A 24,838-nucleotide genomic window follows, 5' to 3' on the forward strand; every position below is an offset into this window, starting at 1 on the left:
CCTCTTTATATGTTTAATGTCCTGTCTTGTCCTGTGAGGATCTAATTATGCGAGTCATCATCTTACGCGGCAACAACCGCGGCATAAACGCGATAAATCGGTTACGAGCTCCAGGCATAATTAACGTTTTGCCACGTAAGAAGCCTTGATATCCTTCTTCCGCCACCTGTCCAGCTTCCATGATTGGGCCCTGCAACATCTTCGATACCCCCATACCCGACCGATCAACAAATCCGGTAGATGTCAGACCTGGACACAGTGCTGTCACCGTAACACCAGTACCGTTTACTTCATTCTCCAAAGCTTCAGTGAACGATAGCACATACGCTTTCGTCGCATAATATACCGACATCATCGGTCCAGGGAAAAAACCTACCAACGAAGCCACATTCATCACACCGCCGTGTCCACGTTGTATCATATCCGGCAAGAATAGCTTTGTCATGACGGTTAAAGCCTTGATATTCACGTCAATCATATTAACTTCTTGTTCCATATCCGTCTCCATAAATGTCCCGAACAAACCGAAGCCTGCATTATTGACAAGATAGTCAACAACAATGCCCTTTTCCTTCAACTCATGATAAATCTCCTGTGGTACCCCAGGTGCCGCTACATCTTTGGCAATAACCGTCGCCTGAATGCCATACTTTTTCTGATACTCCTGAGCTAGATCCTGTATTTTACCCTCGCTTCGTGCTACCAGCACAATATGATGTCCATCTTTGGCAAACCGATCAGCTAACTCTTTACCGATCCCACCCGATACCCCTGTGATTAGAACTGTCTTTCTCATATCGTGACCTGCCTCTCTTTTCTATAAAATATGTTTCATCTGGAACATAAATTAGAATGAACATTCTATAATAGTAAAAAAAATAGACTACCTTAGTATGAGATCCATGGATAGCATCGCTATACGAAGCAGTTTTTCCTTGGTCATCGAAGTCTTGGCCATCCCCCTTAACCCAATGCTTACGTTATGCAGATATTCCGCCAATACCTCGGCGTTGTACTCCGTTGTGAATTCACCTTCTTGCTGTCCCCACACCATAATGTCCTTGATTAGTTTCTCCGTATTTGCAAACATCTCCGTTGATCGGTGGTTCATGTCTTTATCACGTGCCGCCAATTCTACCGTCGAATTAACAATGAAGCAGCCTGATGCTGGAGATTCCTCTCCATGAATTAAAGAAAGAAATATAAACTGAAGTGCTTCCGTTGCCGTTTTAGAACGCTTTACGCCTGCTGCAAGAGCGGAGCTGATTTTGTGATCATACAGATCTACTGACTTTAGAAACAAGGTATGTTTGTCGCCAAATGTGTCATACAAGCTTTTACGATGAATTCCCATATGATTAACCAGATCCGTCATAGACGTCTTCTCGTAACCTTGTTCCCAAAAAAGTCTCATCGCTTTATCCAGTACAACAGACTCTTCGAACTCTTTGCTCCTCGCCATTGGTTTCCCTCCTGTTCAGAAAACGAACATTAAATAGCATGAGTATGATCTTAACGAGCCTTTAAAAGGTAACAATGACTTTGCCCTGGGAGTGACCCGTGGACACTTTGATCAATGCCTTTTCAATGTCATCAAACGTATACGTAGAATCGATCGAAGGTTTAATGTCTTCTTTTTCTATAAAAGCTGTAATCTCTTGCAATTGAACTCCACTGGAGTGCACGAATAAAAAACGATATACATTTTGATTCTTACGCGCTAAAGAATCCAGGCGTGCACCTACGAGACCAAACAATGCTCTTTTCCACAACGGGAATTGACTGTCCACTGCAAAGCGATAATTGGGTCCTGCCTTCAAAGAGACTAATTTCCCCTGTGGTTTCAAAATACTCAGTTCAGCTTTGATTTCGTCCGCACCCAAAGTGTCAATGACATAATCGATATCGGACAGAATGTCAGCATAACGCTCAGTCTTATAATCAATGAATTGATCTGCTCCAATGGATAAACTACGTGCTCTGCCCCGTTCACTGCCACTTGTAATCACCGTTAATCCCATAGACTTGGCAATCGGGATGGCCATTGCCCCGAATCCACCCGTTCCGCCTGGAATAAACAACTTTTTATTCGGTTCAGCTCGGAGTACATCATGCAATGCTTGATACGCGGTCAAGGCAGTAAGGGGTACCGCAGCAGCTTCGATAAAAGACAGATTTTCAGGCATCATGGATAAAGCATCCTCATGTACGGCCGCATATTCAGCAAAAGCACCAATTTTATTCAGTGGCAACCTGGTATAAACCGAGTCCCCCACTTTAAAATTCAAAACATCATCACCGACAGCTTCAATAACACCCGATAATTCATTCCCTAAAGTTAAAGGTAACGTATAGTCGGCAATCATCCGAACACTGCCATTCATATTCAAGATATCAAGTGGATTTACACCCGCTGCTTTTACTCTGACAAGAACCTCATGGCTCTGGATCTGAGGTGTCGCAATATCATTAATTTCCACCTGGATTTTTTTAGAGTATTTCTGTATTTGAGCTGCTCTCATCATTTATCCTCTTCCTTTGCTTATAGACTACATAAGTTGAACTAAAGATTATTTACACTGATACTACGATGACAGAACAACCTTCCAATCGCTGTTATCCCCAGATTTCTTTGATCCCCTTTCTAAAGGGAAATCCGGTGATAAAGGCGAGGTGTATGCTTCCGAAGTAGCTTTCTTTCAGAAAGCTTTTAGCTTCGCTTTTTCAGGTTCTTTCTGTCCTCTCCGTTAATGTGTAAATGATTAGTTCAACTTATGTAGTAACATGGCGCGCGGTATTCAGTTGTACGCCATGCTCCATGGTTTGTTCTAGTGTAGCCCCTCTTGCGACTTTAATTCTTCCAACGTAGGATAATCCGTGTAGCCCTTACTTCCCAATCCAAAGAATGTTGTCGGATCTGCTTCATTCAGTGGCTCACCTTGTTGAAGTCGTTCCACCAAATCTGGATTAGCTAAGGACCATACACCTACAGGTACCAGATCAGCGAGACCACGATCCAGATCTACACTAAGATCATCCAACGTTCTTCCAGCCCGATTGACCAACAGTGGATTTTGCCAGATCGAACGAATGTCTTGGAGCAGTTGTTCATCTCCAAGATGCATAACATGAAGGTAAGCCAAATCCAATTGAGCCAATTCTTCTACAAGATAGCGATAGAGTTCAGGGCCTTGTTCGCCATCTTGAATTCCACCCAGCGGTGTCCCTGGTGAGATACGGAAGCCAGTTCGTTCTGCGCCTATTTCCTCCACGATGGCTTTGGTTACTTCAATCGCAAAGCGAGCACGATTTTCAATTGACCCGCCATACTCATCTGTCCGTGTATTTGAATTTTCTCCCAAGAATTGATTGATCAAGTATCCGTTGGCCCCATGAATTTCAACGCCATCCGCCCCTGCTTCGATCGCTGCGGCAGCTGCTTTTCGGAAATCGGCGATGGTCGTTTGAATATCCTCCTGACTCAATTCCCGGGGAACGGGGATATCCTGCATCCCTGTAGCCGTAAACATTTCTACACCCGGTGCGATTGCTGATGGAGCAACCGATTGACGATGATGCGGGGTATTATCCGGATGTGACATGCGACCCGCATGCATTAATTGGATATATACATATCCGCCAGCTTCATGCACCGCATCCGTTACCTTTTTCCATCCTTCAATATGCTTATCGGTGTAGATGCCAGGTGACCACAAGTATCCCTGTCCATCATCGGAAGGTTGCGTTCCTTCCGTAATCAGAAGTCCCATCGTTGCACGCTGAGCATAATAAAGTGCCGCCAACTCTCCAGGTGTACCATCTTCTTGTGCTCGACTGCGTGTCATAGGTGCCATCGCTAGTCGATGAGGCAATTCCATGCTGCCAATCTTTGTTTTACTCCATATCTTTTCCAATTGAATGTACTCCTCTTCTTATTTGAGATTTTGTAAATGTATCCTCGGGATTCTGCTGTATTAATTCAATTCTGAAATCACCGGGTAGATTGCACCTGTCAGCTGAAAATCATAGTTCTGATCTACAATCCCTACGACCACTTCATTGTGATCATACAGATCGATCATGAAGCCTGCCATTTCTTTAGCTGTGTGATATTTGGGCATATTCGCTTTGTAATCAAATCCTTCAGCATCTATTGATTTTTGCACAAATTCTGTTTCCGTGATCGCTGGTGCCAGGATCTTCGCTTTTAGTTTTGCACCTTTCAGTTCCAGTTCTTTGGCAAGACCTTCTGTGAAGGCACTAACGTAGTATTTCGATGCAGAATAAGCAACACTGCCTACAGCAATGGCATATCCGAGTGCGGATGAGACGTTGATCAATTGAGTGCCTTCCACATTCGCATAATCTCGCACATACAGTGTAGATAGAATGGTCAAAGATTCGATGTTAACACGCAGCATCGTCTCCACTTTATCCAAATTCTGTTCAGCAATGAACGAGCCTTCTCCGAGCCCTGCATTATTGATCCAAGTCTCAATTTCATATTCCTTCAAATCGTTATATAGCGTGTACGCCTCTGCGCTAACAGACAGGTCGCTTGTATGAACGATAACATTTACTTTAGGGTCGATACCCTGAATAGTTGATTTAAGTTCTTCAAGCTTATCCAATCTTCTAGCTACCAAAATCAAGTTTTTGCCCCGTGCTGCAAATGCCAATGCTGTTTCATATCCAATTCCTGAACTTGCTCCTGTAATCACTGTGTATTTCATCATATTCTCTCCCTTATATTCTTTAGATTAGTGTACTTTTTTTCAAGAACGATCATTCTTTAATGTGTAAAAAAAACTAGTTAGATCTAACTTGCTGTTAGCATATCATTTCTAGAACGAGCAGTAAAGAATTATTTTATATGTAGAAAACATGTTTGGAACTTACTTAAATGAGAAGAGAAACGCTATATAAACCATTTTATATCATAAATTAAGAATTCCTATATCGTTTCACTCCTTCAATTTAAGCAGAACTAACTTTTCTTTCGTTGGTTAATCTAATGTCAGGCCAATGGCCACAAGTATAACCATCAACCTTTCCTAGCTATGCTAATCTGAATTCGACATCATCCATGCCAGAAATTCTCCAAACGAATCGGATACCTTTTCAACCTCTTCAAATTCAGGCTCACATCCACGGACAATAGCTCCACTGTCGGTTGTTAAGTCAATGGCATAGAAGGAATATCCATCTTCCACAGACATTACGATCGGCAAGTGATGATCCCACCAGGCCGTTATCTCTGACTGCCAAATAGAATCACCCTCTGCTGCCTCCAAACTAAGCATTTCAAATTCATTCCATTGGAATGCGGTCTCCGTGCTATTGTTGAACTCAGCCTCACAAATAAACCAGGTTTGCTCATCCGGTGCAACGCATTTTTCAACTACATTTAGAAATTCTAAATATTCATCTGGAAGTCCTTTATATCTTGAAGTAATGCCGCTGTTTAAATGTAGCTGCGAACCGGATTTACTCATTATGTCCCAGCCCTTTTCCCCAGCCCAAGTCATAAATTCCCTAAAGTGAGTTTTTCCTTTTCCATTATTCATTTCCAATTTTTACACCTGCCCATTAGCTTAAGAAATAGAAACTATATCACCTATTCGGGATTTGAATGGAAAATCCCTGCTGTGGTGCTTCAAAGAGAAAGACAAAAAGACTGGACAAATGGTTGGGAAAAGCGGCAACCATGTTCCAGCCTTTGGTGGTTAGGGGGAAGTTAATTTTAGTTAGGGACAGTTATTTGGGAATGGGACAGGAATAATTATTTAATGTTTACCCCATCCGCTGTCTCATCGCCTCAAACAACAAAATCGTTGCCGCCATTGCCGCGTTGAGCGACTCTGCCTGTCCCTGCATCGGGATCGTAATCGCATCATCCACCAAACGTGCCGTAGCATCCGAGATACCTTTGCCTTCGTTACCAATCACAAGCCATACCGACTGCGTAAAATCATAGCTATAACATGAATGCTCTGCCTGCAAAGAAGTACTTACCAGCTTCACGCCCGCAGCCTTCGCTTCGGGAAGCAAAGATTCCAACTGGCCCTCCACAATGGGCAAATGAAACAATGACCCCATCGTCGAACGAATCGTCTTTGGGTTATACACATCAGCACAGCCCGCGCCAAGTACGACCCCAGCGGCTCCAGCTGCGTCCGCACTACGGATGATCGTCCCCACATTACCCGGGTCTTGAACTCCGTCCAGCACAACGACAAGCCCACGTGCTCCTGCGATCAGGCTTTCCAGTGGCTCACTGCCTTTACGCACAATCGCGAATACAGGCTGTGGCGTCATCGTATCCGTACATTTGGCGATAACCGCTGGAGATACACTAACCCACTCCACACGCTGTAGCGGATTCTCAAGCCCGGCGAGTTCGCTAGGTACGCCTTGCTCTCCGTCGTACACAATACACTCCAGATCTGCTCCGGCGCGCAATGCTTCCTGTACCAGATGAATGCCCTCAATGATATATTTATGTTGACGGGTACGATGCTTTTTCTCCAGCAACTGCGCCCATTCTTTTACACGTGTATTTTGCGGTGATACAATATCCATCTTTCCATCCTTCCCATCTGCATCCATCACTTCGGATACGCAAGCTCCATTTTCGTCAAATGATCCTTGTGACCCACAATGATCAGCACATCTCCAGCTTCGATCCGATCCTCAGCGTACGGCGAGATGTTCATCGAGTTCCCACTGCGGATCGCCATCACGTTACAACCAAAACGTGCACGGATGTTTAATTCCATCAAGTTTTTACCGATCATTTGCTCGGAGGCTCTCATCTCCAAAATGCTGTAATCCTCAGATAACTCGATGTAATCCAGTATATTAGGCGAGGTCAGATGATGGGCTACGCGTAGTCCCATATCCCGCTCAGGATAGATGACTTTATCCGCCCCAATCTTCTGCAATACCTTACCATGAAGCTCATTTTGAGCTTTTACGATCAGCACCGGTACGCCCATATCTTTCAATATCAGGGTTGTCAGAATACTCGCCTGAATATCTTCACCAATCGCCACAACGACAACGTCGAAATTCCGTATGCCCAGCGCACGCAGCGCTTCTTCATCTGTTGAATCTGCCGATACCGCATGGGTCACCACATTGGACATTTCCTGAGTCCGCTGCTCGTCCGCATCAATTGCCAGCACGTCGAATCCCATGCCACTCAGTGCATTGGCAACACTTGATCCGAATCGTCCCATACCAATTACGGCATACTGTTTCTTGGCCATTAGGGTCTTAACCTCCCGCTGCTCTTCAGCATGACGCATCATTACGGATACCCATGCTAACGTAAATAATCCTTCGTAGTATACCACAAAGCCCGATAAACTTGAATGCGCTCGCGCTTCCCAGGGAACAGTATTAGAGCAGCCGAATATACGAGGAGGGAATTGCGATGCCCATTACATTAAGCCTGCGTGAAGCGATTGTTCATAAAGTTCATGACAAGAGTGATGATCAGCTCCGGGAGATGATTGAAGGTTCAGTAGATGGACCGGAAGCTGCATTACCTGGACTTGGCGCCATTTTCGAGATGATCTGGAAGAACACAGAACCTGCCAAGCAGGAAGAACTCATTCAAATCGCGCAGGAGCATCTGCACACCATTCCCGTTCAACCGCTTCGCTAAGTGAAGCATTGGAGGGTAAGGTAACCATCATTACGTTTGTTCTGTCTGCAAAAGAAAGCTTTCCCTTATTCGGCTGGATCATACCCGCCTCCAGGTAAGGTGTATAGCAATAGATCCCTCCGCCAATTGGCGGAGGGATCTTATTTTTAACAAGCTATCTCATCACATGAGCTTGTCACGTTTAACTAATTTTTTAACAATTCCCACGAAATACTTTTGTCTTCACTTAAGGCGCAGTCTCCAGGAATTGAGCTGTAGGATTTTTATCCATAGCCGTTCTCATTGCGTACTCATTTTCGAAGAGCACTACATAATTTCCTTTTTTATCTTTTACAAGCGCAGAGTTAATCCGGAATTTGCTTGGGTCCAGATTCTCGTCCACGATCCAGCGAGCGAACTGATAAGGCATGCGTTGTAATAGTACGTCTACCCCATACTCGCCTTTCATCCGGTATTCAAATACCTCGAACTGAAGTTGACCAATTACGCCGAGGATAGTCTCGTCGAAACTTGCCGTCTGGAACACCTGAATGGTTCCTTCCTCCGTCAACTGATCAATTCCCTTTTGGTACTGTTTATGTTTCAATGCATTTTTCACAGTAACTTTGGCGAAAATCTCTGGGGAGAACGTTGGCAATTCCTCAAAAATAACTTCGCTGCCTTGGCTCAGTGAATCGCCAATCCGGAAAATACCCGGATCGAACAAACCGATAATATCGCCAGCATATGCCTCTTCGACAATATCCCGGTCTTGTGCCAGGAATTGCTGTGGCTGTGACAGCTTGATTTCTTTGCCCACACGAGTATGCTTCACACTCATTCCACGTTGGAACTTGCCTGACACAATACGAAGGAACGCAATACGATCCCGGTGTGCCGGGTTCATGTTTGCCTGAATCTTGAACACATAACCGCTGAATTTTTCATTCGTTGGCTGAATCTCTCCTGCCGTACTGCGACGTGGTTCAGGCTTCGGTGCCAGTTCCAGGAAGTTCTCCAGGAAAGTCTGTACGCCGAAATTGTTAATCGCACTACCGAAGAAAATAGGTGTCAATTCGCCGCGTTGAACTTTCTCCATGTCGAATTGGTCGCCCGCGATATCCAGCAACTCCAGATCCTGACACAATTGATCATGCAGGTATTCTCCTGCCATCTCACGGATAATCGGATCTTTGTAGCCATCTACCTTTTGTACTTTGATCGTTGAGTGATCGTCCCCTTGGAACAACTCCACCTGATTTTTCATCCGGTCATAGACACCACACAGCTCGCGACCTGTACCAATAGGCCAGTTCATCGGAACCGAACGAATACCCAGTACATTTTCAAGTTCTTCCATCAGGTCAAATGGGCTTTTACCCTCACGGTCGAGTTTGTTGATGAAAGTAAAGATTGGAATGCCGCGCTTCGCACATACCTGGAACAACTTGATCGTTTGTGCCTCGACACCTTTTGCCACGTCAATCAACATCACCGCGCTATCGGCAGCCGTCAGTGTACGATACGTATCTTCACTGAAATCCTGGTGACCCGGTGTATCCAAAATGTTGACGCGATGATCCAGATAATCAAATTGCATTACGGAAGAGGTAACCGAGATCCCCCGTTGTTTCTCAATTTCCATCCAGTCACTTGTTGCGTGTTTGCTGGCTTTCCGAGCTTTTACCGTTCCCGCAAGGCGAATCGCGCCCCCGAACAGCAACAGTTTCTCGGTTAATGTAGTTTTACCCGCATCCGGGTGAGAGATAATGGCAAACGTCCGGCGTTTGTCCACTTCCTGTTGAAGAATATCATTTGCAGCTTTGCTCATAGGTTTAATCCCTTTCGTCCGTTCATTCACGTTAATCCGGCATGGCCGGTCCATCATTCAATCTTTATGCAATCCGGCGAGGCCGGTTGATTGTACACGAGTTTTTACGTACTAGGTTTTTACACACTAGATTAATTTTACACATTTACAATGGAGTTCATCCTCCTCAAATCTGTGCTTTCATGTATACCTTGAACTGCTTCTTAACCCAACTCTCCTATTGTACCATAATCTTTACCGAAAATAACCGATTACTACCGCAGATTCTTCTCTTTTCCCTTGCAAAAAAAAAGCACCCTTCAGCCATTTCCATGGCATCCAGGCACTCCTCATTCATTTTTATTTATCGGTTTTAGAAAATCAATGCATCCAGCGCGTATTGTCCGCCACCTGTCAGGGCCAGCGCTACACCAATCACCAGAATCGCGAGATTATATTCGAATCCGTTCTGTGTAGACCAGTATCCGTTCGCTCCATGGACTTTCACAATTGCAATAACCATCGTCAATGCAATCAGAATGCCACCTACTGGTGTAAGCAGACCCAGAGCCAACAGCAATCCGCCACCGAATTCCGCGAGTCCAGCCAGCAACGCCACCAATGCACCGGGCTTCATGCCCATCGACTCAAACCAGCCACCTGTACCCTTGATCCCGTAACCTCCGAACCAACCAAACAGCTTCTGAGCCCCGTGCGCCATGAACGACAATCCAATCACCAAACGAATCAACAACAACCCTACATCCAACATCATTTTCTTTTTCCTCCATTCGATATATACAAAATAGTATTCTTAGATTAAAGATATTATGCACATTTTTTCTTCATGATTCTCTGTGACGCAAACCCCTTCAACTGGTTTACATTTTATCTCATGAATGATAACTTATCCGAAACGTTTGCCCGAATGAAGTTTGTCATTTGCGTAACTCTTTAACTCATGTGTTGAGTATAAGTTACATACTTACTTTTTGTCAATAACTTAATTTAAATTACTTATTTCTTAAGATGGATACCTACCTTTTCACCGCTAAAAAGCCTGGGTACACCGCAAAATTTGCGATTTCCCCAGGCTCAGTCATGTTGTGTATGTTGTTAATACTGTTGTTAATGCCCTTACCCTACCCTAACCATTCACTTGCCAGATCACGCTGTCCTCGTCCTGACCATTCACCGGCCACCAGTGGAATCCATCCTGCTCCAGTAGCTTATCTGTCGCTTCTGGTCCCCAAGTTCCAGCAGGGTACGTATGAAGCTCTCCTTGATTCTGCCCCCAGGCTGCTGCGATCCGATCCACAAAAGACCAGGCTGTTGCCACTTCATCCCAACGGGTGAAGTACGTAGAATCCCCTTCTGCTGCATCATGCAGCAGACGTTCATACGCTTCAGGCGAGTTAATTCCAATCATGCAGCTCTGACAGAAATCCATTGCGAGTGGCTGAATCTCGGAATCCGAGCCTGGTTTCTTGGCATTGATTTTGATATATATGCCTTCCATCGGATTCACCCGAATGACCAGCAGATTCGGTTCCAATTTATACTTTTTCCCAAGGTACACGTTGTTTGGCATCGACTTGAACTCAACCACGATCTCGGTCGTTTTCACCGGAAGTCGCTTGCCTGTCCGAATATAGAATGGCACACCCGCCCAGCGGAAATTATCCACGAATACACGTGCTGCAAAATAAGTTTCCGTATTCGACTGCGGATCAACCTTGTCTTCCTGGCGATACCCCGGAAGCTGCTTGCCACGGTACTCCCCTTCGGCATACTGCCCCCGCACAACGTTGTTGCTCACTTCCTCATCCGAAGTAAAGGCCCGCAATGAACGCAATACCTTCACCTTCTCATCCCGAATGTCTTCCGGGAATAGGCGACTTGGCGGTTCCATCGCAATCATTGTCAGCATCTGAAGCATATGGTTTTGCCCCATATCACGGAGTGCTCCGGAGTGATCATAATAACCGCCACGTTCTTCCACGCCTACCGTCTCACCAAGCGTAATCTGAACGTTGGCAATATGTTTGTTGTTCCAGAGCGGTTCAAAAAAAGCATTTCCGAAGCGGATCACTTCGATATTTTGCACCATTTCCTTGCCCAGATAATGATCAATCCGATAGATTTCCTCTTCACGGAATACCTCACGAATCTGCTCATTCAGATGTTCGGCCGATTGCAGATCATAACCAAATGGTTTTTCGATCACCAAACGGTTCCATCCCTGACTTTCCAACATACCACCGTCCCGCAAACTGTACGAGACACTGCCAAACAGCTCAGGTGCCAGTGCCAGATAGAACAGTCGATTCCCCGGCGTGTTAAACTTTGATTCCAGATGCTCCGTCTGCGCACGCAGCTCTTTGAATCCTTCCACATTATTGATATCCAGTGCTTTGTATTCAAAATGATCGACAAAAGCGTTCCACTCATCAGGTTCCCCCGCTGGATAACGGCAGAACTCTTTAATGGATTCATAGATGTCTTCCCGGAATTCTTCTGGGGACCTCGGACGACGTGCTACGCCAATAACCGCAAAGTCTTCGGCAAGCTTGCCTTCACGGTAAAGACTGTAGATAGCCGGAAACAGCTTCCGGCGGGCCAAATCACCCGTTGCTCCAAAAATGAAAAATACTGCGCCTGGTGTCTGTACTTCATCTTGCAATTGTTTTTCAACCATGGGCTCCTCTTTCTTCCGGGAAGATAACCTTCATGCTCTCCCCGAGCTATGTAATGGTGTTATATATGCACGACATACAACTGTCAATTACCAGCAAGTTCCTTCTTGGATGTGATGCCATTTTAGCATATCAACTGAATGGATGCACTATTTCAAACTCATTTTTCTGATAAAGATTCTCAATATTGGGTCCCAATTCATGAAAAATCCATCCCTTAGTATTCAATCGTAATCACCGGAAACCCCACTGTAATTCGATTATCGACCTCGTCCCCAACCTGGTGAACTGCGAGTTGCATATTCAACATGTGCGAGCCACTCTTGATCGATAGGGGCAGCTCAGCCGCCTTATAAGAGACGCTTGCAGTGCCTGCATCTGTATATCGTTCAACGGAGGCGATATCCACCTTTGTGGACAGCTGTTCTTCGATCAGTTCCAGTTGCTGACTCGCATCATGTTCCGTGGCAGTAACTGCTGTACCTTGCACAGACATATTCCAGGTTGCCTTCATCCCTGAGTCTACAAGCAGTTGATCGACCTCTTCATGTAATGTCATTAATGCCTTCCGATCCGTGTGTGCATCCCCTGAGAGTTGTACGATGGCGTAGTATCCGTTGTCTCCTGTATCGACGACATTGACCAACATGCCTGCACCTCCAGTAGCCGTATCGACAATCTCTTCACTGCGGTAAACATCATGACCCGTCTGGCGTACCCGCACAGGTGGTTCAAGTCCCAAGTGACTTGCCAGTAACACGGCCTGCGCTTGTGCATCTCCCTTGCCTTCTCCTTGCCATTTAATAATTAGATGATCCACATTATCAATCACACTGTCAGCAGTATAGATTAACTGTTCCAGTTGGGCAGCTTTGGATTCGTTCTTCTCTGCGTATACCTGTGTCACACCAATAAGAATTATGATAGCTATTGCCAAGATACCTGCTGTCATCCAACGATTTAACATTCGAATCCCCCGCTTCTTTCTTGCATTCTATGAATCTATCAACAGCATGCCCCTTTCGCATATTTGCTATACTTCTTCTGCACACAACAAAAAAGCCCCACCCGCCACTTGCATGGCAGATCAGAGCTTTCCATTCATCTTTTCTATATAAATTGAACTACACAATATTTACACTCGCCACTCCGATGACAGAACAACCTTCTGATCGCTGTTATCCCCAGATTTTTTGATTCCCTTTTTCAAGGTAAAAATCCGGTGATAAAGGCGAAGTTTATGCTTCCGAAGTAGCTTTCTTTCAGAAAGCTTTTAGCTTCGCTTCTTCAGGTTCCTTCTGTCCTCTCCGTTTTGTGTAAATCTTTAGTTCAATTTATATAAATCATCTCTTATCTATACTTCCGCACATTAATGCACGGTTCTTTGGCTTAATTATGTTATTGCATTTAGTTCTTGTTTTTACTCTGCAAGTCCGTTTTTATAAGCATAGATCGCAGCCTGTGTACGGTCGTCTACGCCTAATTTTGCCAGTAAATTCGTGACATGGAATTTAACTGTCTTGATTCCGATGATCAGATCATCAGCGATGTCCTGATTCGATTTGCCTTTAGCCAGCAATCGGAGCACATCCATTTCCCGGTCCGTCAATTCATCATGCAAAGGAGCTGCTGCCTGTGGCTGCCGGAATCGATTCATCATTTTCGAAGCCACCTGTGACTCCAGAACGGATTGCCCGCGAGCTGCTGCGCGAATCGCATCTGCCACTTCATTGGCTCTTGATGTTTTCAACAGATAACTGAATGCACCTGCTTCAATGACAGGATACATTTTTTCATCATCCAGGTAACTGGTCAATACAATGACTTTGCACTCAGGATACATTTTAAGTACCTGACGAGTAGCCTCAATGCCATCCATTCCTTCCATAACCAGGTCCATCAGAACAACATCAGGCTTATATTCCTGTGCAAGCCGAATGCCTTCCTCTCCACTACCTGCTTCACCAACAACTTCAATTCCATCTTCGGTATCCAGTACCGCTGCAAGACCAATACGTACCATCTCATGATCATCCACGAGCAATACTTTGATCGACGTTTCCGTCTCCGTTTCGACTTCCGGTTCCATTGACATGTTCTTCCTCGCTTTCATCGTTCATCAAAGGTATCGTAATCTCAATCCGCGTTCCCTTACCAGGCGCTGTTACAAAATGTATGGCCCCGCCAATCTCCGTAACACGTTCACGCATGTTAGCCAGACCGTAAGAAGCTTGTTTATTCTCATCCAGATCAAAGCCTTGCCCATCATCACGAATCAATACCCGGATCGCATCAGTACGGCGCTGGATCCGTATCTCCATTTTTTCCGCTTTTGCATGCCGTAACGTATTGGACATAGCCTCCTGAACGATCCGGAACAGATGATTCTCGATGCCTTTGATCAGATCAATGTCTTCGTCCATTTCGAGCACAATGTCCATGGGTACTTTTGTTTTCAGTTCCATCACCAGATCACGCAGACCTTGTTCGAGATGTTTACCCTCCAGATAGACTGGACGCAGATGTAACAGTAACGCACGCATCTCGGACTGGGCTACCGAAGCCATCTCCTCAATCAAAGCCACCTGCCGCTGAGCACGTTCAAAATCCTTCTCCATCTTCCGTCCAACGGCCGTTGCTGTCATGGATATCGCAAACAATTGCTGTGATACCGCATCATGCAGTTCCCGTGCCAAACGTTGCCGCTCTTCCACAATAGCCGTAATTCTGGCTTGTTCAGCAAGCTGTGCATTATGAGTAGACAATCGCTGGAGCGTAGATATCTGATCTTCCCACTTTTTGCCGATTCGTCCGAGTTGCTCACTTAAACGGCCCACATCATCATCGCCCAGATCAGGTACAGTGCGTGATAGAGAGCCCTTCTCCCACAGTAGAAGTGTTTCCCGCAGCAGTTCAAGCCGGCGTTTAACCCGGTAACTCTGATAGAACCCAAAGACCGCACCGATTCCAATCAGAAGCAGCAATAAGGCCAGACCCGATTGAATCAGATGACGCCAACCTGTAAACGGAGCAAGATAACCATATGTATACAATACATACAAAATAACAGCGAGCACAATGAAAACCAGGAGGATCCCTTCACCCATACTTCGGGTTACCATGTCGGTATGTCGTTTTGTCTTCATCGGGGTCTCCTCCTTCTCTTCATCTATTTTACTACGGATTACTGATGTTTAGGTCGCCAACAATATAAGAAATGACAAATTTTGCTTTATGTTCACTGGATTCATATCCAGGCGTTCTCCATACTAATTTGTTCATCATGCCGCTATCTTGTTCTCCAAGAAGATTAATTCGGCCGAAAAGAACCGATGCTTCAATCTCCACACCATAATCTTCTGGTAGTGTAAGGCGAACATTACCCATAACTCCTTGCAGCAGCACAATTGTTTGTTTCTCCTCCGGAATCGAAAGAGATAGATCGGCGTTAACCTCACCTATGGCATGCCACAGACTCATACTACGTAACGTCCAGGATGATTGATCCCAGTAGTACCGAGCCATGAAATTCTGTTTCTTCATAACGCCTTCGTCCAGATGAATCTTTTTGTTTTTTGAATAAAAGTAAGCTAAAGAAGCCAGTACAATCAAAAATACAATCATTAAATTATCCAGCAATAACAGTGCCGCACCAATGCCAAGATACCGATGACCTTTGCGGGTATCCCCATTGCGGACTTGAAGCATTCCAACCGTTAACAGAATCAGTGCGGCAGCGGTCAGGAAGTTAATATTGTCATTCAATAACATCATTGTGCCAATAATCATAATGACAACTGCAAGCCATTTACTCTTTTGATTCATCCCGCCGCACCTCCTCTGTAAGTTAATCTCTCTTTATTCAACGGAAAAGCCATATCAGGCAATGAAGTCCTGTATGGCTTAACTTTTGTTCTACCAACCGTACATTATACACGATTTATAGAATATCATATTGTCCACTAAGCGAACAGTTATTCTTTTGAAGTTCCGTTCGCTTCATTCTTGGAACCATTGCCCATTTTATTTTTGAGGGCTTGTAATTGCTGATCCACTTTGAATTGTTTTTCCACATCTACAGGATTCGTATACGTGGATGATGTGTTGCGATAAGGTGCACGAGCTACGTCAGCCTCAGCTTCCAGTTGCATGATTTTCTCTTCCATGCGGTGGAATCCAAGTGATGCGCCGCCACTTTCGATCGAATGCAAGCTGTTGATGGAAGACATTTGTTTTTTAGCTTTTGCCATTTGTGCACGGGATACAAGTTCATTACGTTTGTTACGCATTTTGTAGAACTCATCTTTCATATCATGCAACTGTTGCAACAGATCTTTTGCTTGTGCTTCGGACTGTGCATGCAGTTCGCTGTACTCCGTAATTTTTTGATCAAAGTAGATTTTCTCTTCCAACAATTTGCGTGCCACTTCTTCCTGACCGTTAGACAGAGCAGCTTCTGCTTGGGACTCACGTTGTACCGAAGTACGCTCCGCTTCATCCAAACGTTGTTTCATGCGGCGCTCATTTGCCATTTGTTTAGCAACAGTTACCTCTGCCTCATGAATCTCAGCCTCCATATCACGCAAGTACTGGTTCAACATTACAATCGGGTCCTCTACTTTATCCAACATATCATTTACCGATGCTTTCGTCATATCCTTAATCCGTTTAAATACTCCCATTTTACTTTTCTCCCTTCTCGTAACGAGATAATTTTTGGCGAAGCTCTTCAACTTCTTTTTTCAGTGCTTTTTTCTCGATATCTTTCATCATGGAATCAAGTTCACTTTCTTGCGGTGCTCCTGCTCCGTAGGCGTTGTTGTCATAAGAACGGGGACCAGATTGAGGTCTGCCGTTGAATCCAGGGCCGGGACCGAAGTTACCAGGACCTTGCTGGTTGTGATTATTTTGAAAAGGACCTCTTGGTGGCTGATGATCATAGTTGTCGTATCCTCTGCCAGGACCAGGGCCTTGGCCCGGACCGTAGCCATATGGATCATAAGGCGGATACGGTTCTTTTGGTACCACCAGTGCTGCAATAAAGTATATTAACAACGACGTGCCGCCAGTTACGAAGATACTGATAACAAAGATGATACGCAGCAGGGTGGAATCCATTCCGATGGTTTCGGAAATTCCGCCGCACAAGCCGGTTAACATCCGGTCACGCGTTGAGCGGTATAATTTGCTCATGTGCTTGCTCCTTTCGTTTACTTGTATCCTCTTACGTTGGAATCATAAGCATATGGATCAACGTGATTGGATTCCTTTGGTACCACCAACGCAGCGATGAAGTAGATCAACAATGATGTACCTCCCGTAGCGAAAATACTGATGAAGAAAATGATACGTAGCAGCGTAGTACTCAATCCGAGATTTTCAGAAATGCCGCCGATCAAACCTGTTAGCCTTCGATTACGCGCCGAGCGGTATAATTTATTCATTGTGACTACTCCTTTCTGTCATTGTTCAATTTCTGTCTTAAGCGTTCCAGTTCCTTATCCAGCGTAGAGGATGACATGCTGCCAGTCACTCCTGAACCATCTTGATTCATCCGCCGGATATCGCGGAGACTTTGTGCTTCATATTCGAGATCAGAGACTTGATCATCCAGTCGGTTAAACATACGGGGTACATTCTGACCGTTGTGATTGCCTCTCTGGTTCATACGTTGCTGTAACTGAATCGTCTGCATACGAGCGTAGTAATATTGGCGTTTGCTGTATACATTCTGATATTCAACCTTCAGCTGGTCGATCTGTTCATCCAACTCCTGTAATGCCGCATAACTTTGTGCATACAATTCATTGTACTGTTCCATTTTTTCCTCGTGGAGGATTTTCTCCTGCAAGGCCAGCTTAGCGAGATGTTCTTCCCCTGCTTTCAGAGCCATGGAAGCCTGTTCTTCCCGTTTGTTCACCATACCTGCTGCCTGATCGGCTTGTTGTTTCATTTGTCTGGTATGGCTTGCATATTGATGACGAAGTTTCTCGGCTTCACCGATGTCTTGGCGGGTCGAGACCAGGAACTGATCAATCAGTTTGACTGGGTCCTGACTTTGCTCCAAATGTTCGTTCAGATTAGCTACGGTAATATCCCGCATTCGACGAAATACACTCATTATGTTCTGTCCCTCCTTTTCATAATCGTGAAAGCTTAGTACCGACCACGACGACTGCGGTTATTGCTTAGCATTGAGATACCAAAGATGATTAACCCGATCGCGATGATCGGTCCGATCAACCATGCCAGTTTACCCATCAGTGAGATGATACCGATGATGAGAACAATCCAGCCAAGCATCACATTCCCTCGTTTAACTCCGTAGTATCCCAGTGCAATCATCAGGACCGGAATCAGATAACCCATTAAGTGTCCAAGAAGTGGAGTTAACTTTCCGAAGAGGAGTAGTGCACCCAGCGCAATCAATACAATCGCCCAGCCATTTCCCTTATTCAATCTCATAATTGTTGTTCACCGCCCTTTCCATTCGTTCCTTTTAATGTGTTGAGTCATTTGTTCGTTTGTTTCTTGTTTTTTGTTTCCGTGTTTCTTGTTTAACCTTATGTCCTTATTCTAGGGGATTCCGCGACTTTTCAAAACAGACCGTGGACGGTTTTTCATCCTAGACTCAGGTCGGGGATCTAGTTGGACCTTTGTCTGTCCCTATATAAGACCAACGTTCCACCTAAGCTGAATAGCACTCCAGATACCTTCTATTACCCGTATTCAGGCTACCCTTTAGCAGATATCGACCTGTAGAGAGAATGTTGTCCATGTCTCTATTTACGTTCACACTGCAATTTCGTTTCTCATGATTCCGTATTGGATAGTCAGTCCAAGCCATTTCTCTAGCCTTTTCTGCAAAATCATCTATCAGCAATCCCTTATCTCTACTTCTATACACTTTTGTGAAATTACTTATTTATCCAAATAAACAAAATTTAGATTGTTCTATATGTAAGCGTTTACTAAAATAGAAAGTGTTACTATTTCTAATGTCAGGGGTGGAACTGAAACTGTGCGACCAATCAGCTATCTCCATAAAATGATCATCTTCGGAATCCTGTTAAGCACCCTGCCCATTTTATTAACGGGAATTGCCGCATTTATCTATTCATCAAACCAAACTGAGCTGCATCGTACGCAGGCCAACAGACAGTTGCTGGAACAAATGCAATCCAACGTAGAGCACAAACTTGCTACAGTCAGTTATATGCTTGATCAGGCCGTTCGCTCTCCAGTAACCCTCCGTTCCCTGTCTGCTTCTTCTTCAATAGAAGGGAAAGGACCTTTACTTGCCGACAAGCTGCAGAACGAATTTCAGAATATGAGGTCATGGGAACCTTTGTTAGATATTACCCTGGTGAATCAATCTCAGAATTGGCTTATTGATCATGCCGGATTATATCGTAATACGGATTTTCCACTGGCTCTTCCCATGAAGGAATTGATATCGGATACGCTAACCTCTGGATGGCAACTCTCCCCTTCATCGGTGTTCAGTAATGATGAGCGTTCACCAGGTACAGGCTGTATCTATCATATTGCCCTTGCGAGATCTATTCCGAATCTGAATACATCTTCCGATGCTGCCCTGATTGCCGGAATCCCTGCATGCTCTTTGCAAAATACACTAGGAGAAGCCTCCTTAGGCAATGCTGCCTCAGGACTGATCATTTTGAATCGGGAACAACGTATCTTGGTGCATCCCGATCCCGTATATATTGGACAACCGTTGTCTGCCATTGGATTACAGGATCGGGATACAGAAGCCAACATAACCAAACTATCACCCATTACATTTTCAACAGGCTTTGAAAAACGGGAAGTCAAGATCGCCGATACACATTATTCTCTGACGTATAGCCCTTCTACCTTAAAAGGATGGACTTATGTTCTAATCTCACCTACCAATATTCTGACACAAGAATATATCGATATCGGATTGCACACCTTGTATATCAGTATCTTCTTACTTTTACTTTCATTATTACTCGCCTGGCTCGGCTCCAAGCGAATGCATGTCCCGATTCGTAAACTTTTAACCCAACTTGGTGACAACCACCTGTCCAAAGAAGGAAACACGGTAGCTCAGCAATCACCACCATTTTCTGATGAGTTCGAACAGATCAGAGCAGGGGTCTCACAATTAACTGCCTCTCGCTCCCAATTAGAGAACACACTTAATGTGCATCTATTGCAGATTCGCAATCATTTTATGATGAATCTGTTCCAGGGTAAGATCCCTGTTCATACTCTTCATGACGCCCTGAATGAATATGGCTACACGCATCAGGTTCGGGAATGGCAACAAATTGCTGTTATTACACTACAGGCCGATCTTGTTAATCATACAAAATATAGAGCTAGTGATCGTGACCTCTTATTATTCGCTATTCAAAACATATTGGAGGAAACCATTGTGCATAACCAACAATTGCTTCCCATTGTGCTGGAACATACAGTAGTCACGGTGATTGGCACCGTGGAACAGGATCAGTTTATTTTTTCACAGCAGCTATATGTATTAACAGACCAGTTACAACAACAGATGGATAAGATTCTGGCTCTTCAAGTCAGTATAGGATTCAGCCAGCCGCACAGCTCTCTATATCACATCTCTCAAGCTTACACAGAAGCCATGGAAGCACTGAGGCATCGGATGAAGCTGGGTACAGGCATTATTTTTCAATATGAGAACATAGATCATTACACTCTCACTTGGTCCATCATCTACCCGGAATCATTGGAATACTCATTGATCCAAGCTATTCAAAATGCGGACGAAGTTCAGGCCTCTGCTCTTCTGCAACAACTGCTAGAAGTGGTCTTTGGTATGGAGGTTACACCGGAGGAGTATGAGGTGGCTCTTACGAGGCTACTCACGCATATTTTGCAAATGACTCAGGAATCCGGCATACGACTTGGACAGATCTCCCAAGGTCGTGGCTCGATGTTTCATGAACTTCATGGTTTGCAGTACGCTGCTGAAGTTGAGGAGTGGTTTAACCATCAAGTCATCTTGCCCGTCATTCAGGTTTTTAAAGCGAGACAATATGCCCAGTATCAGCATATATCTGAGAAAATGATTGCCATGATTCATCAAGATTATGATAAGGATCTGACGCTTGAGGAATGTGCTGTTAAGCTTCACTACAATGCCAACTACTTAAGTAGTGTTTTCCGCAAAGAGACAGGCTATGCATTTAGTGAATTTCTGACCAAGTACCGATTTAATATCGCTAAAAAATGGCTGGACGAAAGTGATCTAACCGTTAAAGATATCGCAGCACGACTTCGGTACAACAATCCGCAAAACTTTATCCGATCATTCCGTAAATGGGAAGGAATCACCCCCGGCCAGTATCGGGAGCGTAAGCAGAAAGCAGAAGTGTCGAACAGAAATTAGAAAAGGAGAACGATTGTAAGTCATACTCATTCAGCCAGCTCAGATACCTATTCATATGGCTCCCCGAACAGGGATAGGACTCGGACCTGTGACAATTCGATTAACCGTCAAGGGGTCTACCAACTGAAATATCAGGGAATATGCTTCAGAGATCATTCTCCGAAAACTAGGTATGTGTTTTGTTTTTCGTTGTCTCCAATATCTTTAAATAAACGAGGGTCTGGTTCAAAGCGGTCGATGTATAAGTCGCTTCAAAAAAGAGGGAGCACATAACCTGCTCCCTTCACTTACAACTTTACTTCTACAATCTTAACTTCATATGTTTCAACCGTTCATCTTTTGGCACAGCGTTGTGATGCTTCCTAGTGTCATCTTAGACGTTAGACTACATTGTCTCCGTCTCAATTCCTGGTTATCAGTACACGTGCCAAGCTTATGCGATTTATCGCTTATCCTTAGTCCGAACTGTTTTCATATTTGGCTGTTCAAGTTGGATTAGAATTTTACCAAACCTTGCTCCCCGTGAGAAGGTCGCCGTACTACCTTTGTACGTATCCCTAATGTACTTCTCAGCCAGTCGGAGAGAATCTTCATCCGATGGTAACTCATACGTATTAAGCCATTCTGGCAGCTGCTCGATAATCTCTTCCACCGGTACTTCAAATGAGTTAACTTCTCTCGTAATGATCATCGTATAAGAATAGCCCTTCAAATACAGCAACTGTTGGATATACCCCATATCATCGACCTTGTGTGAAGAAGTTACACCCAGTACATCCTTAAGTTCATTCATTAGTGTGTGTTCCTTCTGTCCCGCCATAGTACTTATATACACATACTTCCGGGCACAATTGATCGCCTGCTCAATCGTTTCCCAATCCGACATCGCTGGACACATGGATGCAAATGCAAAGTCATATTTCTTCTCCCAGCCTTTATCCTGAATGGAGATTTCTTGATATCGTTCTTTTACGATTTCAATTTTGGATTCCAGAGCTGAAGGTATCGTCTCTTTCATAAGGGAGACAAGCAATTCAGAAGGCTCAACTGCGGTCACACTTGCCCCCTTTTCTGCAAAAGGAATGGTAAATATGCCAGAAGCGGCTCCAATATCCAAAATGGATAACCCTGCGAATTCCACACCCTGATTTTCAATCCAGCCCATAATGCGTTCAGAACGCTGCTCTCCTTCTTCGGTGAACGACTGTGCATGATAATCTCTGGCCCACCGCTCAAATACTTCTTCTGTATTAGAGGGGACGCTTTTCTTCATATATTTTGAACTTCTCGGACGATTCTTCCATGCCTCTTCCCATACAGAAAGATCAAATAACAGATCGGTATCCGATACATTTTTTCCATTAGTCACTCTACTTCACTCCTCCATATTAAAGACTTTACTTATCTACAATATACCGAATATAATCATACGTCAATCTTTATTAACGTCCATCTTATCTTACTCTAGATTTTCTTACTTCACATAAATCGTTTCATATAAGTTAAAAATAGCCCTACACATTGCATAAGCAACATGTAGGGCTATTCAATATACCGGCGAGAGGACTCGAACCTCCACGGTTTCCCACTCGATTTTGAGTCGAGCGCGTCTGCCATTCCGCCACGCCGGCATATGCTGGAGGCGCCACCCAGATTCGAACTGGGGATAAAGCTTTTGCAGAGCTGTGCCTTACCACTTGGCTATGGCGCCATATTTTGGAGCGGACGACGGGAATCGAACCCGCGACCCTCGCCTTGGCAAGGCGATGCTCTACCGCTGAGCCACGTCCGCATAATGGCTGGGGATATAGGATTTGAACCTATGCATGACGGAGTCAAAGTCCGTTGCCTTACCGCTTGGCTAATCCCCATTAAAAAATGAAAAAACAAAGGGGCGATCGAGGGGAATTGAACCCCCGAATGCCGGATCCACAAACCGGTGCGTTAACCACTTCGCCACGACCGCCATAAAAGGTTAATTTCTGAAAAAGTTAATTGGCAGGGGCAGCAGGAATTGAACCCACACCAACGGTTTTGGAGACCGTTGTTCTACCTTTAAACTATGCCCCTAAAAACTGGTGGAGGATGATGGATTCGAACCACCGAACCCGTACGGGAGCAGATTTACAGTCTGATGCGTTTGGCCACTTCGCTAATCCTCCAGGATTACATGGTGCCGGCGAGAGGACTTGAACCCCCAACCTACTGATTACAAGTCAGTTGCTCTACCAGTTGAGCTACACCGGCATATTAGATTGTTTTATAAATGGTGGCTCGGGACGGAATCGAACCGCCGACACGAGGATTTTCAGTCCTCTGCTCTACCGACTGAGCTACCGAGCCATAATAAAGTCTAATCTTAATTCCTTACACTTTATATAGGGCATCAGTGCCATACAGCAGATGTAGTGAACAGTTTGCCTCATGTAAAGATTAAATGGCGGAACCGACGGGATTCGAACCCGCGATCTCCTGCGTGACAGGCAGGCATGTTAGGCCAACTACACCACGGTTCCAGATCACTTTCTCAAAGGAAAGTATAATTGCGGGGGCAGGATTTGAACCTGCGGCCTTCGGGTTATGAGCCCGACGAGCTACCGGGCTGCTCCACCCCGCGTCGTTATAAAGTTTATATGGTGGAGGCTGAGGGGATCGAACCCCCGACCCTCTGCTTGTAAGGCAGATGCTCTCCCAGCTGAGCTAAGCCTCCGAACAACACATTTATGATCATACCATAATCTTGTTGTAAAAATCAACTTCTTTTTTTGAAGTTATTATGACCCGTAGGGGATTCGAACCCCTGTTACCTCCGTGAAAGGGAGGTGTCTTAACCCCTTGACCAACGGGCCTTAATATTATGGCGGAGAGAGAGGGATTCGAACCCTCGAGACGCTTGTGACGCCTACACGATTTCCAATCGTGCTCCTTCGGCCAGCTCGGACACCTCTCCATATGGCTCCCCGAACAGGGCTCGAACCTGTGACAACTCGATTAACAGTCGAGTGCTCTACCAACTGAGCTATCAGGGAATATGCTTCAGAGATCGTTCTCTGAAAACTAGATTCGAAACGAAACACGCGAATTACAACTTGCTAATTGGATAAGCCCTCGACCGATTAGTACTGGTCAGCTCCATGCATTACTGCACTTCCACCCCCAGCCTATCTACCTCGTCGTCTTCAAGGGGTCTTACATACTGGGAAATCTCATCTTGAGGGGGGCTTCACGCTTAGATGCTTTCAGCGTTTATCCCGTCCGTACATAGCTAC

23 protein-coding genes, 16 tRNA genes and 1 rRNA gene are annotated in these 24,838 nt (G+C 44.9%); 2 read left to right on the forward strand and 38 right to left on the reverse strand.

The features are described from left to right. Window positions 1-13 precede the first annotated feature (13 nt). From PAEAM_RS29125 to PAEAM_RS29160, 8 genes are all read right to left on the reverse strand, one after another. The gene (locus tag PAEAM_RS29125; RefSeq protein ID WP_100529792.1) at window positions 14-796 is read right to left on the reverse strand and encodes an SDR family NAD(P)-dependent oxidoreductase; all 783 of its coding nucleotides are present in this window, start codon (window positions 794-796) and stop codon (window positions 14-16) included. Between the two features lie 87 nt (window positions 797-883). Next, window positions 884-1,462, reverse strand: coding sequence for a TetR/AcrR family transcriptional regulator (locus PAEAM_RS29130; protein ID WP_100529793.1), 579 nt, complete (start codon window positions 1,460-1,462; stop codon window positions 884-886). Between the two features lie 61 nt (window positions 1,463-1,523). After that, the gene (locus tag PAEAM_RS29135; protein ID WP_100529803.1) at window positions 1,524-2,522 is read right to left on the reverse strand and encodes an NADP-dependent oxidoreductase; all 999 of its coding nucleotides are present in this window, start codon (window positions 2,520-2,522) and stop codon (window positions 1,524-1,526) included. A 306-nt stretch (window positions 2,523-2,828) separates the two neighbouring features. Next, window positions 2,829-3,914, reverse strand: a complete 1,086-nt coding sequence (locus PAEAM_RS29140) for an alkene reductase (protein ID WP_100529794.1) — start codon at window positions 3,912-3,914, stop codon at window positions 2,829-2,831. Window positions 3,915-3,974: 60 nt separating this feature from the next. Beyond that, window positions 3,975-4,733, reverse strand: a complete 759-nt coding sequence (locus tag PAEAM_RS29145; RefSeq protein WP_100529795.1) for an SDR family NAD(P)-dependent oxidoreductase — start codon at window positions 4,731-4,733, stop codon at window positions 3,975-3,977. 330 nt (window positions 4,734-5,063) lie between these two features. Next, window positions 5,064-5,567 carry an SMI1/KNR4 family protein gene (locus tag PAEAM_RS29150; protein ID WP_100529796.1) on the reverse strand — a complete coding sequence of 168 codons (504 nt, stop codon included), beginning with the start codon at window positions 5,565-5,567 and terminating at the stop codon, window positions 5,064-5,066. Between the two features lie 226 nt (window positions 5,568-5,793). Continuing rightward, on the reverse strand, window positions 5,794-6,582 hold the full coding sequence (locus PAEAM_RS29155) for a TrmH family RNA methyltransferase (protein WP_100529804.1): 789 nt from the start codon (window positions 6,580-6,582) through the stop codon (window positions 5,794-5,796). 26 nt (window positions 6,583-6,608) lie between these two features. Continuing rightward, window positions 6,609-7,310 (reverse strand): potassium channel family protein, encoded by a 702-nt coding sequence (locus tag PAEAM_RS29160; RefSeq protein ID WP_076254620.1) that lies wholly within the window; start codon window positions 7,308-7,310, stop codon window positions 6,609-6,611. Between the two features lie 128 nt (window positions 7,311-7,438). On the opposite strand from PAEAM_RS29160, the gene sspI reads away from it, so the two are divergent. Beyond that, window positions 7,439-7,672: a small acid-soluble spore protein SspI gene (gene sspI, locus PAEAM_RS29165; RefSeq protein ID WP_036673259.1), complete on the forward strand. Its 234-nt coding sequence runs from the start codon at window positions 7,439-7,441 to the stop codon at window positions 7,670-7,672. Window positions 7,673-7,898: 226 nt separating this feature from the next. On the opposite strand, the gene PAEAM_RS29170 is transcribed toward sspI, so the two are convergent. The 12 genes from PAEAM_RS29170 to PAEAM_RS29225 all read right to left on the reverse strand — a co-directional run bounded on the left by PAEAM_RS29170 (window position 7,899) and on the right by PAEAM_RS29225 (window position 18,622). Next, a complete protein-coding gene (locus PAEAM_RS29170; protein WP_036605691.1) occupies window positions 7,899-9,482 on the reverse strand; it encodes a peptide chain release factor 3 in 1,584 nt (527 codons plus the stop codon). Window positions 9,483-9,834: 352 nt separating this feature from the next. Further along, window positions 9,835-10,233, reverse strand: coding sequence for a DoxX family protein (locus tag PAEAM_RS29175; RefSeq protein ID WP_024634146.1), 399 nt, complete (start codon window positions 10,231-10,233; stop codon window positions 9,835-9,837). A 375-nt stretch (window positions 10,234-10,608) separates the two neighbouring features. After that, window positions 10,609-12,159, reverse strand: a complete 1,551-nt coding sequence (gene zwf / locus PAEAM_RS29180) for a glucose-6-phosphate dehydrogenase (RefSeq protein ID WP_036605690.1) — start codon at window positions 12,157-12,159, stop codon at window positions 10,609-10,611. Window positions 12,160-12,374: 215 nt separating this feature from the next. Beyond that, entirely contained in the window at window positions 12,375-13,124 is a 750-nt protein-coding gene (locus tag PAEAM_RS29185) for a YwmB family TATA-box binding protein (protein WP_100529797.1), read from the reverse strand. 453 nt (window positions 13,125-13,577) lie between these two features. Then, a complete protein-coding gene (locus PAEAM_RS29190) occupies window positions 13,578-14,246 on the reverse strand; it encodes a response regulator transcription factor (RefSeq protein ID WP_091020933.1) in 669 nt (222 codons plus the stop codon). Further along, on the reverse strand, window positions 14,188-15,303 hold the full coding sequence (locus PAEAM_RS29195; RefSeq protein WP_036605687.1) for a sensor histidine kinase: 1,116 nt from the start codon (window positions 15,301-15,303) through the stop codon (window positions 14,188-14,190). The genes PAEAM_RS29190 and PAEAM_RS29195 overlap by 59 nt, the downstream gene beginning before the upstream one ends. 31 nt (window positions 15,304-15,334) lie before the next feature. Continuing rightward, window positions 15,335-15,982, reverse strand: coding sequence for a cell wall-active antibiotics response protein LiaF (gene liaF, locus PAEAM_RS29200; protein ID WP_036605686.1), 648 nt, complete (start codon window positions 15,980-15,982; stop codon window positions 15,335-15,337). A gap of 149 nt (window positions 15,983-16,131) precedes the next feature. Then, window positions 16,132-16,839 carry a PspA/IM30 family protein gene (locus PAEAM_RS29205; protein WP_017692315.1) on the reverse strand — a complete coding sequence of 236 codons (708 nt, stop codon included), beginning with the start codon at window positions 16,837-16,839 and terminating at the stop codon, window positions 16,132-16,134. A gap of 1 nt (window position 16,840) precedes the next feature. After that, complete coding sequence (locus tag PAEAM_RS29210; RefSeq protein ID WP_017692314.1) at window positions 16,841-17,350, reverse strand: PspC domain-containing protein; 510 nt, start codon at window positions 17,348-17,350, stop codon at window positions 16,841-16,843. A gap of 17 nt (window positions 17,351-17,367) precedes the next feature. Beyond that, window positions 17,368-17,601, reverse strand: coding sequence for a PspC domain-containing protein (locus PAEAM_RS29215; protein WP_036673255.1), 234 nt, complete (start codon window positions 17,599-17,601; stop codon window positions 17,368-17,370). A 5-nt stretch (window positions 17,602-17,606) separates the two neighbouring features. Beyond that, on the reverse strand, window positions 17,607-18,278 hold the full coding sequence (locus PAEAM_RS29220) for a PspA/IM30 family protein (protein ID WP_017692312.1): 672 nt from the start codon (window positions 18,276-18,278) through the stop codon (window positions 17,607-17,609). 35 nt (window positions 18,279-18,313) lie between these two features. Next, window positions 18,314-18,622: a LiaF transmembrane domain-containing protein gene (locus tag PAEAM_RS29225; protein WP_017692311.1), complete on the reverse strand. Its 309-nt coding sequence runs from the start codon at window positions 18,620-18,622 to the stop codon at window positions 18,314-18,316. Between the two features lie 556 nt (window positions 18,623-19,178). On the opposite strand from PAEAM_RS29225, the gene PAEAM_RS29230 reads away from it, so the two are divergent. After that, window positions 19,179-21,569, forward strand: a complete 2,391-nt coding sequence (locus PAEAM_RS29230) for a helix-turn-helix domain-containing protein (protein ID WP_100529798.1) — start codon at window positions 19,179-19,181, stop codon at window positions 21,567-21,569. Window positions 21,570-21,625: 56 nt separating this feature from the next. On the opposite strand, the gene PAEAM_RS29235 is transcribed toward PAEAM_RS29230, so the two are convergent. From PAEAM_RS29235 to PAEAM_RS29320, 18 genes are all read right to left on the reverse strand, one after another. Then, a tRNA-Asn gene (locus tag PAEAM_RS29235) sits at window positions 21,626-21,707 on the reverse strand. Window positions 21,708-22,011: 304 nt separating this feature from the next. Next, window positions 22,012-22,938: a class I SAM-dependent methyltransferase gene (locus tag PAEAM_RS29240; protein ID WP_100529799.1), complete on the reverse strand. Its 927-nt coding sequence runs from the start codon at window positions 22,936-22,938 to the stop codon at window positions 22,012-22,014. Between the two features lie 183 nt (window positions 22,939-23,121). After that, window positions 23,122-23,200, reverse strand: a tRNA-Leu gene (locus PAEAM_RS29245). 6 nt (window positions 23,201-23,206) lie between these two features. Further along, window positions 23,207-23,280 (reverse strand) — tRNA-Cys (locus PAEAM_RS29250). Window positions 23,281-23,286: 6 nt separating this feature from the next. Further along, window positions 23,287-23,361 (reverse strand) — tRNA-Gly (locus tag PAEAM_RS29255). A 4-nt stretch (window positions 23,362-23,365) separates the two neighbouring features. Further along, window positions 23,366-23,440, reverse strand: a tRNA-Gln gene (locus PAEAM_RS29260). A gap of 22 nt (window positions 23,441-23,462) precedes the next feature. Continuing rightward, window positions 23,463-23,535 (reverse strand) — tRNA-His (locus PAEAM_RS29265). 30 nt (window positions 23,536-23,565) lie between these two features. Further along, window positions 23,566-23,639 (reverse strand) — tRNA-Trp (locus PAEAM_RS29270). Window positions 23,640-23,645: 6 nt separating this feature from the next. Beyond that, window positions 23,646-23,731, reverse strand: a tRNA-Tyr gene (locus tag PAEAM_RS29275). A 9-nt stretch (window positions 23,732-23,740) separates the two neighbouring features. Beyond that, a tRNA-Thr gene (locus tag PAEAM_RS29280) sits at window positions 23,741-23,816 on the reverse strand. Between the two features lie 20 nt (window positions 23,817-23,836). Then, window positions 23,837-23,912: transfer RNA gene (locus PAEAM_RS29285), tRNA-Phe, on the reverse strand. Window positions 23,913-24,007: 95 nt separating this feature from the next. After that, a tRNA-Asp gene (locus PAEAM_RS29290) sits at window positions 24,008-24,085 on the reverse strand. 27 nt (window positions 24,086-24,112) lie between these two features. Continuing rightward, window positions 24,113-24,186 (reverse strand) — tRNA-Met (locus tag PAEAM_RS29295). Window positions 24,187-24,203: 17 nt separating this feature from the next. Then, window positions 24,204-24,279 (reverse strand) — tRNA-Val (locus PAEAM_RS29300). A 67-nt stretch (window positions 24,280-24,346) separates the two neighbouring features. Next, a tRNA-Glu gene (locus PAEAM_RS29305) sits at window positions 24,347-24,418 on the reverse strand. A 9-nt stretch (window positions 24,419-24,427) separates the two neighbouring features. Then, a tRNA-Ser gene (locus tag PAEAM_RS29310) sits at window positions 24,428-24,519 on the reverse strand. A 3-nt stretch (window positions 24,520-24,522) separates the two neighbouring features. Beyond that, window positions 24,523-24,598, reverse strand: a tRNA-Asn gene (locus PAEAM_RS29315). Window positions 24,599-24,665: 67 nt separating this feature from the next. Then, window positions 24,666-24,838: ribosomal RNA gene (locus PAEAM_RS29320) — 23S ribosomal RNA — on the reverse strand; the annotation flags it as partial.

The organism is Paenibacillus sp. GM1FR, assembly GCF_002803315.1.
Lineage (GTDB): Bacteria > Bacillota > Bacilli > Paenibacillales > Paenibacillaceae > Paenibacillus > Paenibacillus amylolyticus.